Origin of the sequence: Ulvibacter sp. MAR_2010_11 (assembly GCF_002813135.1) — a bacterium.
GTDB lineage: Bacteria > Bacteroidota > Bacteroidia > Flavobacteriales > Flavobacteriaceae > Altibacter.
Genome location: NZ_PHTY01000001.1, coordinates 2,274,820 through 2,290,725, shown reverse-complemented (window position 1 = coordinate 2,290,725; position 15,906 = coordinate 2,274,820). Strand labels below are relative to the sequence as shown.

The window sequence follows — 15,906 nt, the reverse complement described above, 5'->3', positions numbered from 1 at the left end:
CTTTTCATTCCGACTTCTGAAAAGAATCTCCTTAAAACTTCCCTTATCCCGCTTCGTACTTCGTACTTAAAAGATTATCTTTGCACCTTCAAATTTACGCCAATGACAACCAACGCATTACAAGCAATTTCACCTATAGACGGCAGATACGCTTCAAAAACGGCATCGTTAATTCCTTTCTTTTCTGAAGAGGCACTAATACGCTATCGCATGCAGGTAGAGATTGAGTACTTTATTGCCTTGGTAGAATTGCCCTTACCGCAATTAAAAGATTTCAATAAAGAACTATTTACAGACCTTCGTGATTTGTATTTAAAATTTTCGGTGCAAGATGCAGTGCACATTAAAAACACCGAAAAAATTACCAATCACGATGTCAAGGCGGTCGAATATTTTATCAAGGAAAAATTTGATGCATTCGGACTTCAGCAATACAAAGAATTTATCCACTTCGGACTTACATCACAGGATATCAACAATACAGCGATCCCGCTTTCCCTGAAAGATGCCATGAATGAAGTGTATGTCCCGCAATTGTTCGCTGTTTTGGATAAACTGAAAGAATTGTCCAAAGAATGGGCAGATATTCCCATGTTGGCACGAACGCACGGACAACCCGCCTCTCCTACCCGACTAGGTAAAGAAATTGAGGTGTTTGTAGTGCGAATTCAGGAGCAATTCGATTTGCTGAATGACATAAAAAGCGCTGCCAAATTTGGAGGTGCTACAGGAAATTTTAATGCTCATAAAGTGGCATATCCCAAGGTCGATTGGAAAGCCTTCGGAACCCGGTTTGTGCAAGAACGTTTAGGCTTGCATCACTCCTTCCCTACTACTCAGATTGAGCATTACGATCATATGGCAGCCTTGTTCGATACCTTAAAGCGCATTAATACCATCCTTATAGATTTAGATCGTGATATCTGGGCCTATGTGTCGATGGAGTATTTCAAACAAAAAATTAAAAAAGGAGAAGTCGGCTCCAGTGCAATGCCGCACAAGGTAAATCCGATAGATTTTGAAAACAGCGAAGGGAATCTTGGGATTGCCAATGCGTTATTTGAACATCTTTCGGCAAAATTACCGGTAAGCAGGCTACAACGTGATCTTACTGATAGTACTGTGTTGCGAAACATTGGTGTGCCTATGGGACATACCGTCATTTCGTTTCAATCTACCTTGAAAGGACTGAACAAATTATTGTTGAACGAAGCAAAATTTGCTGAAGATCTTGAAAATAATTGGGCCGTAGTTGCTGAAGCCATTCAAACTATTTTACGTAGAGAAGGATATCCCAATCCGTATGAAGCCTTAAAAGGACTTACACGGACCAACGAAAAAATAAATAAGACTTCTATCGCAAATTTTATTGAGACATTGGAAATTCCTGAAGCCGTTAAAAAAGAAATGCGTGCTATCACCCCCGGAAATTATACCGGAATCTAATTGAAAAAGGCTTCCAAATGGAAGCCTTTTTGCTTTTCAACCTATCCCTCACAAAACAGGGGTCTCTGGTTGTAAGAAACGATTCATAAATGCGGGGACCATTTTATAAATCATTCCCCTTAGTAAGTACAAAGTACATACCAGACCTCTTAATAAGGTGTTAAGAGAAATTGGTTTTCGACCAAAAACAAAAAAGGCTCCGTAAACGGAACCTTTTTATTGGTAATAAACTCATTTTTAGATACTGTCGCCTTTTGTACCGAATAATTCTCCGATACTTTTAAGCTTCGAAGCATCAATATCACCACTGTTTATGGAGTTCATTAATTTCAGCATACTATCCGGCCTCATATTATCTCCCAACAATCGGAATATTGCAAAACCCCTTTCATCGTCGCTTGCAAATACAATTAATTCGTCTATCGCGTCTTCTTCGCCTAAATACTTCAATGTAGCACCCTTGTTATTGGAGCCGTACTTAATAAGCGTCTTATATTGCTCCTGTGCAATTATAGTGTTCAATTTGGCCTTTTCTGCTTCGTACTCAACCATATTGCCCTGCTTTACAGGATAGGCAACTACATTTATTTTCTTAACTGTGTTCAAAATGTCCCGCTCTTCCTTAGTAAACTGTGCATTCTCGCTTTGAAGCAAACTAGTAGCCAAATCGACCTTTACAAAGTTGTTGTCCTCTTGTTTGTCTACCAAATAACGTTGTAGCGATTCTTCAGAATTACATCCAAACAAGGCAAGAGCCATAATTCCTAATCCAATTATAAATTTAAAGAGTACCATGTTTACGATTTTTTCTTTTTGTCAATATTTTTTAATTCTTCACTTCCCGGAACCTTGAGATCCTGAGTAAGTTTTGAAATCTTTTTAAGATCAATATTGCCGGTAATACTCATAATTACCGTGGTCATTTTACCGTCGATCATGCCATTTAAATGCATAAAGAGTTCACTCACAAAATTTTCATTTTTTCCTTCCTTAGAGTAAAACTTAATATTTTTTCCATCGTCATTTACCCGCATGAGCTCGCTTAGTCCTTTCGACTTGCTAATATAACCGGTTACGGCAGTATTCATGCGGTCGGCGACTTCAGGGTTGCTAGTGGTGTAAATCTTTATATTTTCAAGATTGTTTACCAACTCCATATATTCTTTGGCATCGGGGTCGTTCGATTCTAAATCGATCTTGCTCAATAGTTTGAACATATTCTTAGTAACCACAACCGAGGTTACATCCTTTTCATTTTCAAAGGAGTCGAAAGATTGCGCCGTCGCGACTAACGGGGCTATAATAAGGGCGATTAAAACTGCTAACTTTTTCATATATGTGTGTTTTAGATTATTTTAAAATTTTGTTTGTAGTGTCTGTAAATTCATTGATATGCGTAATTACTGAAGAACCTTTGGTAAATTCTTCCAAATAGGCCAACTCTTCGGCACCTTTGTTCAAACTAGAAGAAAGTAAAAGCAAAGTTTCCTTGGTTTTATCAAAGGCTGCCAGGGCTTCTTTTTCTTCCTGTGACAATTGCGGTTGGGAAAATAAAAACCCTCCAACCGTCACTCCAACAACCAATAAGGCTGCTATACCGTACCACCATTTATTAGATTGAGTTGTATTTTCGGGTAAATCGATTTCCTTATCGGAAACTTCGGTCTGCGCCTTTTGCAATCCTATAAAAAGCGGTTTGTACATCGCTAGATGTGGAGCAACCTTGTCGCCTGTAAAATACTCACGCAGTGAGGCTTCTTCAGCAAGAGTGGTATTTCCTTCAAAATAAGTCTCTAATAAGACTTCTATATTAGCTAACTCCATAATTGTACTGTTGTATTAATTGTTCTCTAACTGTTTTACGAGCTCGTGATAACGTTACGCGAATCGCGGTTTCATTACTTTCGAGCATTTGTGCTATTTCAGCAAATTCAAATTGTTCTACGTCCCGAAGCTGTAAAATCATTCGTTGTTGTTCGGGCAGGGATTCCATAATTTTAAAGACCATACTCACTCCGTCATTCGCTTCGACCTGTTTTTCGATATTTTCGGAATTTTGATAATTGCTGTGTACAATTTTTAAATTTCCGGCTTGTTTCGATTTTAATCGGTCTAAACAATAATTCTTAGTCATTGTGATGGCAAAAGCTTCGGGATTTTTATAGTCTTTAATCTTTTCCCTCCCATTCCATAATTTCAATAAAACTTCCTGAACAGCATCTTCTGCTTCTTCACTCGAAACAAGGAGCCTCTTAGCAAGTCGGTATAACTTGTCTTTAAATGGCATTACAGTTGTTAAAAACTCCTGTTGTTTCATTGTTTTGTTGGTTAGCGAACTCACATACTATGCTGTTCTGTCTTTACGACGAACCACCTTAGTTTTTGTTACAATTTATTTTCTGAAAGATACTATTCCCTTTTTATGGATCTTTTATAAACTCAAAATTTTATAATAACATATTTTTTTACTCACAATAATGTAGCTATTTTCGGGGTTACAAGATATATTCAGATAAATTCCCATACATGAAAAAGAAATTCCTTGTCCTGCTGTTAGTTGTTTCAGTAACATTTACCTCTTGTTTTACCGATAAAGACGATACTATTCAAATTTCATCGGCTTTAGACATTCAAAATTTTATATACCGCGGACTCAACTTTTTTTATCTCTATAAGGCAGATACGCCCGAATTGGCCAATGACGCATTTGCAACTACCGAAGCGAGGGATGCCTTTTTAAACTCCTTTGATTCCCCCGAATCTCTTTTCGATTTTCTGAAATCCTCTCAGGACAGATTCAGCCTCTTGGTAGATGATTATATCGCTCTGGAAAATGCGCTTAACGGAATTTCTCTTAGCAACGGAATGGAATTTGGTCTGGTGCGCTATCCCGATCAAGGCGGAAATGTTTTTGGCTATGTACGCTATGTAATTCCTAATACCAGCGCAGCTACCGAAGGATTACAACGCGGAATGATCTTTAACACCGTAGACGGCCAACAAATCACCGAAACCAATTTCAACGCCCTCTTGTCGCCGGAAACTTATTCCATTGGACTGGCAACTTTCGACGGACAAACAGTAACACCTACAGGCGAGAGTAAAACGCTTACTAAAACTCAGGTTTCCGAAAACCCGATTTATATTGCGCAAACACTTACCGTAAATAGTCAGAAGATTGGATATTTGATGTACAATGCCTTTACCGGCACTTTCGACACGCAATTAAATGCTGCCTTCGGACAGTTTAAAGCCGATGGTATTACCGACCTTATTCTCGATTTGCGATATAACGGCGGAGGCTCGGTACGTACAGCTCAAGACCTTTCAAGTATGATAACCGGGCAGTTTGCAGGACAACTTTTCTATTCCGAACAGTGGAATGAAGACAGACAGGCCGATTATGCCGAAGATGGAGTATTTAATACTACACTAAGTACAGGAGAAGCAATTAACAGCCTCAATTTAACAAGAGTATACATACTTACAACAGGGAGAAGCGCATCTGCAAGCGAGTTGGTCATCAATAGCCTTGATCCCTATATTCAGGTTATTCAAGTGGGAGGCACTACAACTGGAAAATTCCAGGCTTCTTTTCTGTTATACGATGCTCCGGCACCCAACTTTAGCAGAAATCAGGCCAATCCCGGCCATACATACGCCATGCTGCCCCTGGTCTTTAAAACCGCAAATGCTGCGGGGAATACCGATTTTATTGACGGACTTTTCCCGGACATTCAGTTAAACGAAGATTACAGCAATTTAGGCACTTTGGGCGATGTAAATGAGCCGCTCTTAGCAGCCGCTTTAAATGATATCTTTCCTACCCCACAGCCGGCAAGGAACAGTGTGCCAACATTGGAAGAAGTTTCAGAAAGTAAAGCTACACTCCCCAACTATCAGATCATGATTGCGGAGCATTAAAATTACAGGTTCCTTTCTTAAAATTCGAGACTAAATCCGGCTCTAAAATTGCGTCCTAATGTTTGATAGCGATACAATTCTTCATATTCTTCGTTTAAGATATTACTCACCGTAGCAAATACCGTGACGTTATGGTAAACTTTCGAAGATGCTGTAGCATCCAACAAACCATAACTTTTTAAAATAACGGTCTCAGTTTCAAATGTAGTAGGATTGAAATATGAATCTGAACGCTCACTGTTGTACTGGTAACTAAGGCCAAAAAACGTTGATGCAACGGGTCGGTAGCCAATTGATGCATTTACTTTATGCTCCGGAATTCGCAACGCAAAACGCTTGTCGGGCTGTGTATTCGTATAGTTCGCCGAAGCCGTAAGCTTTTCTCCAAAATTTTTGGAAATTTCTACTTCCACGCCGTTTGCTTCAAAGGTTTCTGAAATATTTTGATAGCTGTAAGAATATGTTTCAGGATCCAGCAGTACAAAATCGATAAAGTTTTCTTCATTTCTATTGAAATATACCGTACTTATTCTGAAATTGTTTTCGGTCATAAACTCCAATCCGCCTTCCATCGTCGTGTTTTCCTCGGGTTGCAGGGCTTCATTTCCATACAACGGATCGTACAGTTGAAACAGTGACGGTGTGATATAAGCGGTACTGTATGAAGCCAATACTTTCAGCGTGTTTTTTCCGATGTCGAAAACATAGGAAGGATTTATATTATAAACCCAGTGCGAGTTGTACACACTATGCAAATTCAATCGAGCGCCGGCATTCAACTGCAAACCAAAGCTTGAGATATAGGTGAGGTTAAGGTACGGATCTACAGTATTAAATTTTGCCGTATCCTCATACACATCTTGTGCAAAATCAGTCTCTCCAAAAGGAATGGTAAACGAATTAAACCTTGAGGTGTTAAAGTTAAAACCTACCAAAAGACTTATCTTCTCTGAAAAACGATGATGTATGTAATTGTCCAAGGTATAAGACTTCGAATCGTATTTGGTGGGAAAGGAAGAAACCACTTCCCGCTCTATCCAACTGTAGTTATCGTTAAAAACATAAATTCCTTTTTTGTATTTCCACTCGAAGTGCCCTCCTGTCTTGCGCTGCCGGGTAATCGATAAATGTTCGGCATCGGTATAGTCGAAATTATCGAATCCGGCTTTAAATGTATCGAAACTAAAAAACTGACTCATACTCACATTTTTACTGAATCTATATCCCAAATTAATCCGGCCGTCGAATCTGTTAAACACATCGGCTTCAAATCGAGCTTCCCCTTCGGGAGCTGCAATTGCCGACAATCCGTTGACATATTTATTACTGAAACTCGCCCGGTAAAAAAACTTTTTTAGACTTCCGTTTATCGAAACCGCATTTGTAAATTCTTCCAAGGTGCGTGAGCTATCGTCCTCTTCAGAAGCAGAGTTAGTCCCCACAGCCGAAGTAAAACTAGCCGCAATCGTTTTTTCTGAAACTTTTTTAGTCGAAATGCTTATAACTGCCGTAGCGGCTCCGCTTCCGTACAACACACTGGAAGCGCCTTTGATAATTTCAATATGATCTATTTCAGAAGTGGGAATCAATCGCAGATCGTAATCGTTTTGAATTTGCGAAGGATCGTTTAACTGTACCCCGTCTATCATAATCACTACTTGTCGGTTGCGACCTCCACGTACAAAATAGCCCAGATTCTGTCCTACATTGCCTCGGCTACCGTTTATCTCGATTCCCGAAACTTCGTTTATTAATTGGGCAACCGATTTCCCTTTGTTGTTTTCGATGGTTTCGCGGGTAATTTTTGCGATAACCTTCCCGCTATTTTTTTCAGCTATAGGAACCTTTGTTACCACCGTAACCGAGTCCAATTGTTCAATTTGAGAGTTTTCCTGCGCCAGCATAAAGCCTCCAAAGTAAAGGCACAAGGGTGTAATAAGTAGTTTTTTCATTTTAAATAATTAAAACGGAAAAAGAAAGAAGATTTAAAAAGGGTAACAGCGCGTGCAATGACCAATCGAAGCAAACTCGGTTACATTTTTTAATCTAAACTTTTATCCCGAAAGTTCGACATTAGTGAATGTGGCAGGTCTCCTGGCTCGCCTGTGTACAACCTTCCCGCTTACGCAGTGGTTTTTGAAGTTTTGTACAATCCCCCAAAGGCGGACGGCTTACAGTTGCGGGTACAGCTTCGGTTTTTAACCGAATTCCCTTTTAAGAGTAATAGCAATGACTGCTATCGCTCGCCAAAATTCAGGACAAAAATAAGACATAAAAACCATAGGCAAGCCAAACAAATTCTATTATTTTTGAACATGCAAAAACTCTTGCCACTCTTCCTTTTGGTACTGTTGGGGATTTCCTGCAAGGAAATTCAAAAGTCTCCATCAATTGTCCATAACACAACTGAAAGTACTACGATTACATATGCTGAAGGCTTTGCTATTTCGCATTTTGAAGGCTTTAAAACAATCACTATAAATACACCCTGGCCGGATTCTGAAAATACCTTTACCTACGCCTTTGTCGAGAAAGGGACACAATTAAAAGATATTGAAAAGTACGACGCCGTTGTTGAAGTGCCCATACAGCAAATTGTGGTTACCTCTACTACTCATATTCCTTCTCTTGAAATGTTGGACGCTACCAAAACTCTGGTAGGATTTCCGAATCTTGATTATATTTCTTCCGAAGCAACCCGAAAACGCATCGATGCCGGAAAAATCACCGAACTCGGCAAAAACGAAGACATTAATACCGAAGTACTTATCGATTTAGCCCCGGATGCCGTGATAACCTTTGCAGTGGAAGGCAATAATAAAACAGTGGCTACCATTCAAAAAACGGGTATTCCGGTGCTTTACAATGCCGATTGGACCGAAACTTCACCTTTGGGCAAGGCAGAGTGGATTAAATTCTTCGGCGTGCTTTTCAACAAGGAAAAAGAGGCGGATAGTATTTTTAAAACGATTGAAACCGAATATCTGGCGGCAAAAAAACTGGCTTCCGAAGCCACACAACGTCCAACTGTACTAAGCGGTGCCATGTACCGGGATGTTTGGTATTTACCCCAAGGCAATAGCTGGGCAGCACAATTTATTGCCGATGCCAATGGGGAGTATCTGTGGCAGGATACGGAAGGAACCGGAAGTCATTCACTTAATCTGGAAGCCGTTTTGGAAAAGGGTCAGCATGCCGATTTCTGGATTGGTCCCGGGCAGTTTACCAGTCTGGAACAACTGAAGAATACACATAGTGTGTATACCAAGTTTGATACATATACTAACCAAAAGATTTTTAGCTCTACCACTAAAAAGGGAGCAACAGGAGGCGTTATTTATTACGAATTAGCTCCCAACAGACCCGATTTGGTGCTTAAGGACATCATTAAGATTTTACATCCTTCCCTCCTGCCTAATCACGAATTATTCTTTTTTAGTAAGATACACTAGTGGAAACAACGACGACATATCGCGGTTCTTTTGTGTTGCTATTCGTCTTTTTAGGAGTTGCTTTTTTGCTGAATATTAGTCTGGGTTCGGTTTCCATCCCCTTAGATGAAGTAATAGCCGGTCTGTTTGGAAGCGGTGCCTCCAAAGATTCCTGGCAGTATATTTTAATGGATTACAGATTGCCGAAAGCCATTACTGCAATTTTAGCGGGCGGCGGACTCGCAGTTTCGGGCTTGTTGATGCAAACCCTCTTTCGGAATCCGTTGGCAGGTCCGTTTGTTTTAGGTCTTAGCAGCGGTGCGAGTTTGGGTGTAGCTATTCTTATTTTAGGTGCCGGCGCTTTTGGTGGTTTTCTCGGAAGTATTTTGGTGAGTCAGTGGAGTTTGGTAATTGCTTCGGCCCTGGGAAGTTTTTTGGTACTATTGGCGGTTTTAGCCATTACTTTCAGAATAAAAGATACCATGGCGATATTAATCATTGGTTTGATGTTTGGCAGTGTTACAGCTTCGGCAGTAGCAATATTATCTTATTTCAGTAATGCGGAACAGCTGCAACAATACATTTTTTGGAGTTTCGGTAGTTTGGGCAACCAATCCTGGAACGGTGTTTTTGTTTTAACGCTCTGCTGCTTTGTGGGTTTGGGGTTGAGTTTTTTCAGTAGTAAATCCTTAAACGCTCTGCTTTTAGGTGAAAACTATGCAAAGAGCATGGGGCTTCGTATAAAGAGAACCATTTTTGTCATCATTATCGCGACCAGTATTCTAGCAGGAGGTATTACCGCCTTTGTGGGACCTATTGCCTTTATTGGTTTGGCCGTACCGCATCTTACACGGCAGGTATTTACAACCTCCAATCATTTGGTCCTACTTCCGGCCGTATTGCTCTGTGGAGCTGTTTTAATGCTTCTATGTGATACTTTGGCGCAACTGCCGTTTAGTGAATACACCTTGCCTATTAACGCCATTACGTCGCTTGTAGGTGCTCCGGTGGTTATTTGGTTATTGGTTAGAAAACGTAAATTGTTGTTTTAATGGCTACGGAAGGAAAACATACATTGTTGGAGGTGCAGGATTTAGCTATAGGCTATTTCAGCAAGAAAAGCCGTACCGTGATTTCCGAAGCAATCAATTTCACGCTGAAGGAAGGCGAGCTGGTAGGCTTGGTGGGCGCCAATGGAATTGGAAAGTCTACTTTGTTGCGAACCCTGGCGGGAATGCAACCCAAATTGGAAGGAAATATTTTATTAAAAGAAAAAGATCTTTCCTCCTATTCCACTATTCAATTGGCAACCGAGCTGAGTGTGGTTTTAACTGAAAGTCCGGCCTCCAAAAATCTGAGTGTTTTGGAATTGATCTCTTTGGGAAGACAGCCGCATACCAACTGGATGGGACGTTTATCTGAAACCGACAAGAAAGCCATCCAATTTGCGTTACAAGCAACCGAGACCGAAAATTTAGCACATAGAAAATGTTTCGAGTTAAGCGACGGACAACTACAGAGAGTTTACATAGCAAGAGCTTTGGCGCAGGATACTCCTTGTATTTTCTTGGATGAACCTACCACACACCTGGATTTATATCATCGCGCCTACATTTTAAAACTTTTAAAAAATCTGGCTTCCGAAACCAACAAAACAATTTTATTTTCAACACATGAGGTTGATCTGGCGATTCAGTTAAGCAACACAATGATAGTGATGACGCCCGAAACTACCTATGCCGATTCACCATGTAACTTAATTGCTTCGGGAAGATTTGATGCATTATTTCCGAAAGAAACCATCGAATTTGATGAAAAAACGGGTCGGTTTAGCATAAAGAAATAAGTATCTTTACAAGAAAGTCGATTACAATGAATGAAACTTTTCTCTTTTTATTACTAGCCGGCATCTGCCTGCTTATTGGTGCGTTTATAGGCAATCTCCTTGCGCGTTTAAAAACCAAAAGTGAAACCGGAAAGCTGGAGGCAAAATTGGAGCAGCTTGCCCATCAGGAGGAGAAACTCAATGAACGGTTCGATCATGTGCTGGAGGAACGCGAAGCCATTCGCAAGGAAAAGGATTTTTTAAATCTCGAATTGACAAAACGTAATTCACAATATGAGAGTCTGGACGATAAGCTTCGGGAAGAGCGCATTAAGTTTGAAAAGTTTGAAGAAGATTTCAGAGAAAAATTTGAAAATCTCGCCAACAAGATTCTCGAAAGCAAGTCGGAAAAATTCACCAAGCAGAATAAGGAAAACCTCGATTTTATCTTAAAACCCCTTCAGGAAAAAATAGAAAAATTCGAAAAAAAGGTAGAAGACACCCACAAGGAAAGCATCGACAGACATGCCATGCTTCGGCAACAAATAATTGGCTTAAAAGAGCTCAACGAACAAATGAGCAAGGAAGCGACCAATCTCACCAAAGCCTTAAAAGGTGACAGCAAAACCCAGGGAAACTGGGGCGAATTGGTTTTGGAAAGGGTTTTGGAGAAAAGCGGACTCGAAAAAGATCGGGAGTATTTTGTGCAGACAGGCTTTACCAACGAAGAAGGAAAGCGAGTCCTGCCCGATGTAGTGCTGCATCTGCCCGATTACAAAAAAATGGTAATCGATTCGAAGGTGTCGCTGGTCGCGTATGAACGCTTTGTTAATGAAGAGGATGATGTGCAACGCGCCGTATATTTAAAAGAGCATATCAATTCACTTAAAAAACACATCGAACAATTAAGCGCGAAAAACTATCAGGATATCTATAAAATTGAGAGTCCGGATTTTGTTTTGTTGTTTGTTCCTATAGAGCCGGCGTTTGCCGTAGCTATAAATCAGGATAACAGCTTGTACAATTGGGCTTTCGAAAAGAATATCGTTATTGTTACACCTACCACATTGTTGGCAACACTTAGAACAGTTGATAGCATGTGGAATAACGAAAAGCAACAGCAAAATGCATTGGAGATAGCAACTCAGGCCGGAAGGTTGTACGATCAGTTTGTGAATCTAACCGACGATTTACTTAAAGTTGGTAATCAGTTGAATACCGTAAAAGGAAGCTACGACAGTACGATGGTAAAATTAACCGGAAAGGGAAATTTAATTTCCAGAGTTGAGAAAATCAAAAAATTAGGAGTAACGGCCAAAAAGCAACTCAATGAAAAACTCTTAAAAAAAGCAGACGAAGATTAGATCTTTACAAGCTTTTTAGTAGTAGTTGAGGTGGATGTTTTTACACTAACCAAGTACATCCCGCTTGTGAGTTCTGCAAGGTTTACAGTAGAACGAACATTTAATAATCTGGCAGTCAATACTTTTTTCCCAAGTACATTGTAAAATTCGGCATTACCTGTTTCGTTATCGGGAAGGGTAATTGTTACCATATCTTTTGCCGGATTGGGAAACAACTTAATTTTGGAAAGTTCTTGCTCCCCGGTCGACAAAAGAATCATTTTAATGAGTTCGTCTATTTCGAGCGTGCCTGTTTCAAGCTTTCCGTCATACTCTATTTGATCGTTGTGGAAAATCCGAAACTCGATTACATCTTCAAACATCGTCTCAACATTTTCATAAATTTCTTCAAATGTCAGACCGCTGGTATCGTTTAAAATGGTAAGGTTATTAATTGTGGGGAATTCAATATGATGAGGGCTGGAATAATATCCCCAATCAGATTGTGCAGGAACTACTATAGGATCGGTGGTCACTACCCTATATCCATTGGATCCCGTATACCCGAAACGCACATACAAATCGAACGAATTAGAATTTCTCATAAGAATTTCATCAATAGTATACATTGCCTCGTCGGTTCCGCCCGTGGGAGAATAAAAGTAGTTTCCCACCCAATTTTGGGTATTGATGATGGTCATTTCGCCAACTGCGGTGTTGGTACCATCGCAAATTTTTTGTAAATGATTTCCGGAAGCATTGGGCTGCACTGAAAGTTCATTTACAGTTCCGTCATTATTTGTCCATCCTTGTAAGGTACCATCATCGAAGTCACTATAAAAATCCTGGCTCGATCCTGAAAAGGGAAGCACAAGACAGCATAGAAAAGTAAATAATATCCTCATAATCAAAAGATTTACTTAAAAATACGCATTAATTTTGAATTCTTTCGAATGCGCACATTACTAAATTGACTGTATGAGGCATCTCTTTTTTGGCAGGAACTTGTAAAGAAAAATCCCTATTGAACAATTGGAACAAAAAAAACCCGCACATGGCGGGCTCCCTTCAACATTTTAACTAGAAACTAATTTTTAATAATTTTACGCGTAGTTTGGAATTCACCGGAAGTAACTTTTATAAAATACACTCCCGAATTAAGATAGGAAGTATTTAGATGTGTAAAAGTTCCGTTTCCGTCACCCCAACCTACTTTTTTTCCCAATAGATTATAGATTTCATAAGAATCCAGTTTGTATAAGGAGGCAATTACAAGCATTTCATCCACAGGATTTGGATAAAAAGTGACATTTCTTTCAAATTTATCCTGAACAGAAAGAACAGCTTCAACAGTAATTGTCCCGGCCATCATAACAGGATGTACTTCACAAAGGTAAGGGTTGTCACCTACAACTGTAAAAGTATATTGAAATTCTGTTCCTGCACCGGTAAGTGTCCCGCTGTCAAAGGTTTCAACACTACCTGCCTGACTTGTTACTGTGTGCGGAACTCCATTGGCCCAGGTCCAAAGTACTGTGTCACCTACTTCAATAGTAAAAGTTGCATTGGCACCAACGGCTTGATCCCAATCTACAGGGTATGTGGTTTGTGCCGATGCCAAAGTAATCGCAAAGGCAAACAGATAAAAGGTAATTGTTTTCATGGTTGCGGTTTTTAGATTTGATTATTGTAAGGTACTAATAAATAGCCCATTTACACAAAGAACAGCCTTACAACCATTTACCCTACCACAAAATTTACATTTTTTTAAACATTACTTTCTCCTGACTAAAATCGTACGCTGCTTGCAGCCATGAAATCATCTGAGACCATTCTGCTGCGCTATAGGTTCGCTTTGCATACATCTTTTTTGTGGTGTAGCTTAGTATCCCGTTGGCAATTGTAGCAGTGCTAATAAATGCGCCCGTGGGGTTGGATACATTCTTTTGAAGTTTTTCCAAACCTACTACTTCGTAACCTTCGGGTATTTTTATGTCGACTACATACTCATAGGTTTTTGCATGGTCCAGATACACCCCTAACTCGCGCTCCTTTTCATCTTCTTCAATTTGTACCTGGCCTCCGATAAACTTTCCTACTTCCACCAAATAATTGGGACCGGCTTTTTTTACAAATTCATCACTTAGGCTAAACGAATCGTTAATCGACAACGGGTCTTCAGAATATCGGGCTGCATCTTCTATTTCATAAATGTAATCTTCAATTTTTATATCGAAATTTGAACTTACCACCTCTTGTATGCTTTCTTCTTTTTGTTTTTTATAGGTGGCTAATAAGGCTTCCATTTTTTGTTGAGCTTCTTCATCGCTCTTACCTTGTCGGTTTCGGCAATTATAGAAATTCTTGGTGCCGTAATGTGTAAATTCTTCGGATAGAAAATCACCAAAAAATAATCTTCTGGACAATTCGCGGGTTTTAAAGTGACCTGTAAATTGCAGATTTCTGTTCATGGCAACTTTTTTGAAATCATCCATAAATTCGATTACTATTTTTTCGGCACTTTTATTTACTTCTGCCGAAGTAGTCGGCATCACATCGAAAGTAACCGCTTCCAACTTCCTGTTCTTTTCCACACTCATCTTATACACTTTGGTGCCTTCCAGGTTCTCAGGGAAGAAATCTGCCTGTACATGGGGAGAAAGATTGAAAAAATACAATGGATCGGGAAAATTGAAACGCAATCCGTACGAGACATTAGAGCGCAATAACAACTGGTCTATGGGCCCGTTATAATCGGATGTCGCAACAATCACATCGTAATCGATATCCAACTGCTTCGCCAGACCGGCCATATAATTTACAAATCGGTTTTCATTTAATATCACATAATCTGTATCGCAAGGCATGGCCGAATAGCGAATTTGATTGTCGCGGGCCATATACAATTCGATAAAACGATTGAAGCTCATGTGCCTAATGTAATACAGTCCCTGCACCATCTGCTCACGCCTATCCATGATTCCCTTCTCTTCCAGGTATCGCAACACATCTTTTACAGCACTTTTACTGTCGGTATCGAAACGATCTCCGTAGTATTCAATTATTTCTTCTTTCGTTACACCGGATTTTCGTTCGGCGTCGTTTTCTGAAAGAAAGACAGCGGCAGCCGCTTCATTCTTTGCCTTTAGTGCAAAGGTCACCTGAAACTTGATAGCGGGTAATTCGGTGAGAGGGTAAAACCATCTTGGAAAATCACTTCGTTCAATATCTGAAGCTTCCAAGCTATACCTTCTGGTCGATTTCTTATCGGTCGGAATTTCTTTAATCTGTGGAGCTCCGTTGTAGGACTCCATATTTAAAAAGTAATCGTTTTCCACAATTACATCCAGCTTTCTATATAAAATGGGATATTTTGTACTTAGAATTTTTTCCTCGGGTTCGTAAATATGTGTTCCCGAAAAACTGCGTAAATAATCATCTTCGTAAATGAAAAGATCGATGATATCACCTACCTCCAGATTAGGAATCGCCACCTTGTTTTCCTCATCCTGAGTTACCGTTTCGGCATCTATGTCTAAAATAATTTCTTCACCGTCGGGCTTTATTATTTTAATTCCAATCGTTGTTTCTTCCTGAAAATAATTAATAAAACCGGCACCAACTTGTTTGTTTTTTTCGAAGGTGAATTCCGAAAAGCTTTCAACCGCAGCCTTGTCTAACAACTTTACACGTTGATGAAAATACGAGGGGTTGTACATCTTTTTACCGTTGTTGGTGTACTCATAAAACTCCTCAAGATACAATATTACCCCACTTTCCCCATTCCATTTTTCGGGAACTTCCACTACATTTTTTAAGGGATCGCCGGTGTCCCAAAATTTATTTTGCAATTCTTTTTCTTTGGCAGCCTGTGCAACACTTATAGATGAAAAAAGTAAAAATGAAGCCAGGGCAATGTAAAATTTGAACATAAGTA

At 39.8% G+C, this 15,906-nt stretch carries 14 protein-coding genes and 1 riboswitch; of the genes, 6 read left to right on the top strand and 8 right to left on the bottom strand.

Annotated features, from left to right (window positions below; translation table 11 throughout):
- Positions 1-102: 102 nt before the first annotated feature.
- A complete protein-coding gene (purB, locus tag ATE92_RS10450; RefSeq protein WP_100803657.1) occupies positions 103-1,446 on the top strand; it encodes an adenylosuccinate lyase in 1,344 nt (447 codons plus the stop codon).
- A gap of 237 nt (positions 1,447-1,683) precedes the next feature.
- On the opposite strand, the gene ATE92_RS10445 is transcribed toward purB, so the two are convergent.
- The 4 genes from ATE92_RS10445 to ATE92_RS10430 are packed head-to-tail and all read right to left on the bottom strand — an operon-like array spanning position 1,684 to position 3,763.
- On the bottom strand, positions 1,684-2,241 hold the full coding sequence (locus ATE92_RS10445) for a DUF4252 domain-containing protein (RefSeq protein ID WP_100803656.1): 558 nt from the start codon (positions 2,239-2,241) through the stop codon (positions 1,684-1,686).
- 2 nt (positions 2,242-2,243) lie between these two features.
- Positions 2,244-2,780 (bottom strand): DUF4252 domain-containing protein, encoded by a 537-nt coding sequence (locus ATE92_RS10440; protein WP_100803655.1) that lies wholly within the window; start codon positions 2,778-2,780, stop codon positions 2,244-2,246.
- Positions 2,781-2,796: 16 nt separating this feature from the next.
- Positions 2,797-3,270, bottom strand: a complete 474-nt coding sequence (locus tag ATE92_RS10435; RefSeq protein WP_100803654.1) for a hypothetical protein — start codon at positions 3,268-3,270, stop codon at positions 2,797-2,799.
- Positions 3,257-3,763: an RNA polymerase sigma factor gene (locus ATE92_RS10430; protein ID WP_100803653.1), complete on the bottom strand. Its 507-nt coding sequence runs from the start codon at positions 3,761-3,763 to the stop codon at positions 3,257-3,259. Before ATE92_RS10430 ends, ATE92_RS10435 begins: the two co-directional genes overlap by 14 nt.
- 209 nt (positions 3,764-3,972) lie before the next feature.
- Here ATE92_RS10430 and ATE92_RS10425 point away from each other — a divergent pair, with 209 nt between their 5' ends.
- Positions 3,973-5,370, top strand: coding sequence for a S41 family peptidase (locus ATE92_RS10425; RefSeq protein WP_100803652.1), 1,398 nt, complete (start codon positions 3,973-3,975; stop codon positions 5,368-5,370).
- A 17-nt stretch (positions 5,371-5,387) separates the two neighbouring features.
- Here the strand turns inward: ATE92_RS10425 and ATE92_RS10420 are convergent, their stop codons facing one another.
- Positions 5,388-7,322, bottom strand: a complete 1,935-nt coding sequence (locus ATE92_RS10420; RefSeq protein WP_100803651.1) for a TonB-dependent siderophore receptor — start codon at positions 7,320-7,322, stop codon at positions 5,388-5,390.
- A gap of 114 nt (positions 7,323-7,436) precedes the next feature.
- A riboswitch (cobalamin riboswitch) is annotated at positions 7,437-7,636 on the bottom strand.
- 49 nt (positions 7,637-7,685) lie between these two features.
- Between ATE92_RS10420 and ATE92_RS10415 the strand changes: the two genes are divergently transcribed.
- From ATE92_RS10415 to rmuC, 4 genes are read left to right on the top strand one after another with little or no spacing between them, the layout of a single operon-like run.
- On the top strand, positions 7,686-8,822 hold the full coding sequence (locus ATE92_RS10415) for an ABC transporter substrate-binding protein (RefSeq protein ID WP_100803650.1): 1,137 nt from the start codon (positions 7,686-7,688) through the stop codon (positions 8,820-8,822).
- Positions 8,822-9,853: an iron ABC transporter permease gene (locus tag ATE92_RS10410; protein WP_100803649.1), complete on the top strand. Its 1,032-nt coding sequence runs from the start codon at positions 8,822-8,824 to the stop codon at positions 9,851-9,853. The genes ATE92_RS10415 and ATE92_RS10410 overlap by 1 nt, the downstream gene beginning before the upstream one ends.
- Positions 9,853-10,647 (top strand): ABC transporter ATP-binding protein, encoded by a 795-nt coding sequence (locus ATE92_RS10405; protein ID WP_100803648.1) that lies wholly within the window; start codon positions 9,853-9,855, stop codon positions 10,645-10,647. The genes ATE92_RS10410 and ATE92_RS10405 overlap by 1 nt, the downstream gene beginning before the upstream one ends.
- A 26-nt stretch (positions 10,648-10,673) precedes the next feature.
- Positions 10,674-11,990, top strand: coding sequence for a DNA recombination protein RmuC (rmuC, locus tag ATE92_RS10400; protein ID WP_100803647.1), 1,317 nt, complete (start codon positions 10,674-10,676; stop codon positions 11,988-11,990).
- Here the strand turns inward: rmuC and ATE92_RS10395 are convergent.
- From ATE92_RS10395 to ATE92_RS10385, 3 genes are all read right to left on the bottom strand, one after another.
- Entirely contained in the window at positions 11,987-12,874 is an 888-nt protein-coding gene (locus tag ATE92_RS10395) for a T9SS type A sorting domain-containing protein (RefSeq protein WP_100803646.1), read from the bottom strand. The genes rmuC and ATE92_RS10395 overlap by 4 nt on opposite strands.
- 182 nt (positions 12,875-13,056) lie before the next feature.
- Positions 13,057-13,632, bottom strand: a complete 576-nt coding sequence (locus tag ATE92_RS10390; protein WP_100803645.1) for a T9SS type A sorting domain-containing protein — start codon at positions 13,630-13,632, stop codon at positions 13,057-13,059.
- 94 nt (positions 13,633-13,726) lie between these two features.
- Positions 13,727-15,901, bottom strand: coding sequence for a DUF3857 domain-containing protein (locus ATE92_RS10385; protein WP_100803644.1), 2,175 nt, complete (start codon positions 15,899-15,901; stop codon positions 13,727-13,729).
- Between the last annotated feature and the right edge of the window lie 5 nt (positions 15,902-15,906).

Bases quoted from the DNA above. Each gene is read 5' to 3' on its own strand.
- rmuC (WP_100803647.1), top strand. From the start codon at position 10,674: ATGAATGAAACTTTTCTCTTTTTATTACTAGCCGGCATCTGCCTGCTT.
- ATE92_RS10385 (WP_100803644.1), bottom strand. From the start codon at position 15,901: ATGTTCAAATTTTACATTGCCCTGGCTTCATTTTTACTTTTTTCATCT.
- ATE92_RS10415 (WP_100803650.1), top strand. From the start codon at position 7,686: ATGCAAAAACTCTTGCCACTCTTCCTTTTGGTACTGTTGGGGATTTCC.
- purB (WP_100803657.1), top strand. From the start codon at position 103: ATGACAACCAACGCATTACAAGCAATTTCACCTATAGACGGCAGATAC.
- ATE92_RS10440 (WP_100803655.1), bottom strand. From the start codon at position 2,780: ATGAAAAAGTTAGCAGTTTTAATCGCCCTTATTATAGCCCCGTTAGTC.
- ATE92_RS10435 (WP_100803654.1), bottom strand. From the start codon at position 3,270: ATGGAGTTAGCTAATATAGAAGTCTTATTAGAGACTTATTTTGAAGGA.
- ATE92_RS10390 (WP_100803645.1), bottom strand. From the start codon at position 13,632: ATGAAAACAATTACCTTTTATCTGTTTGCCTTTGCGATTACTTTGGCA.
- ATE92_RS10420 (WP_100803651.1), bottom strand. From the start codon at position 7,322: ATGAAAAAACTACTTATTACACCCTTGTGCCTTTACTTTGGAGGCTTT.
- ATE92_RS10430 (WP_100803653.1), bottom strand. From the start codon at position 3,763: ATGAAACAACAGGAGTTTTTAACAACTGTAATGCCATTTAAAGACAAG.
- ATE92_RS10425 (WP_100803652.1), top strand. From the start codon at position 3,973: ATGAAAAAGAAATTCCTTGTCCTGCTGTTAGTTGTTTCAGTAACATTT.
- ATE92_RS10445 (WP_100803656.1), bottom strand. From the start codon at position 2,241: ATGGTACTCTTTAAATTTATAATTGGATTAGGAATTATGGCTCTTGCC.
- ATE92_RS10395 (WP_100803646.1), bottom strand. From the start codon at position 12,874: ATGAGGATATTATTTACTTTTCTATGCTGTCTTGTGCTTCCCTTTTCA.
- ATE92_RS10405 (WP_100803648.1), top strand. From the start codon at position 9,853: ATGGCTACGGAAGGAAAACATACATTGTTGGAGGTGCAGGATTTAGCT.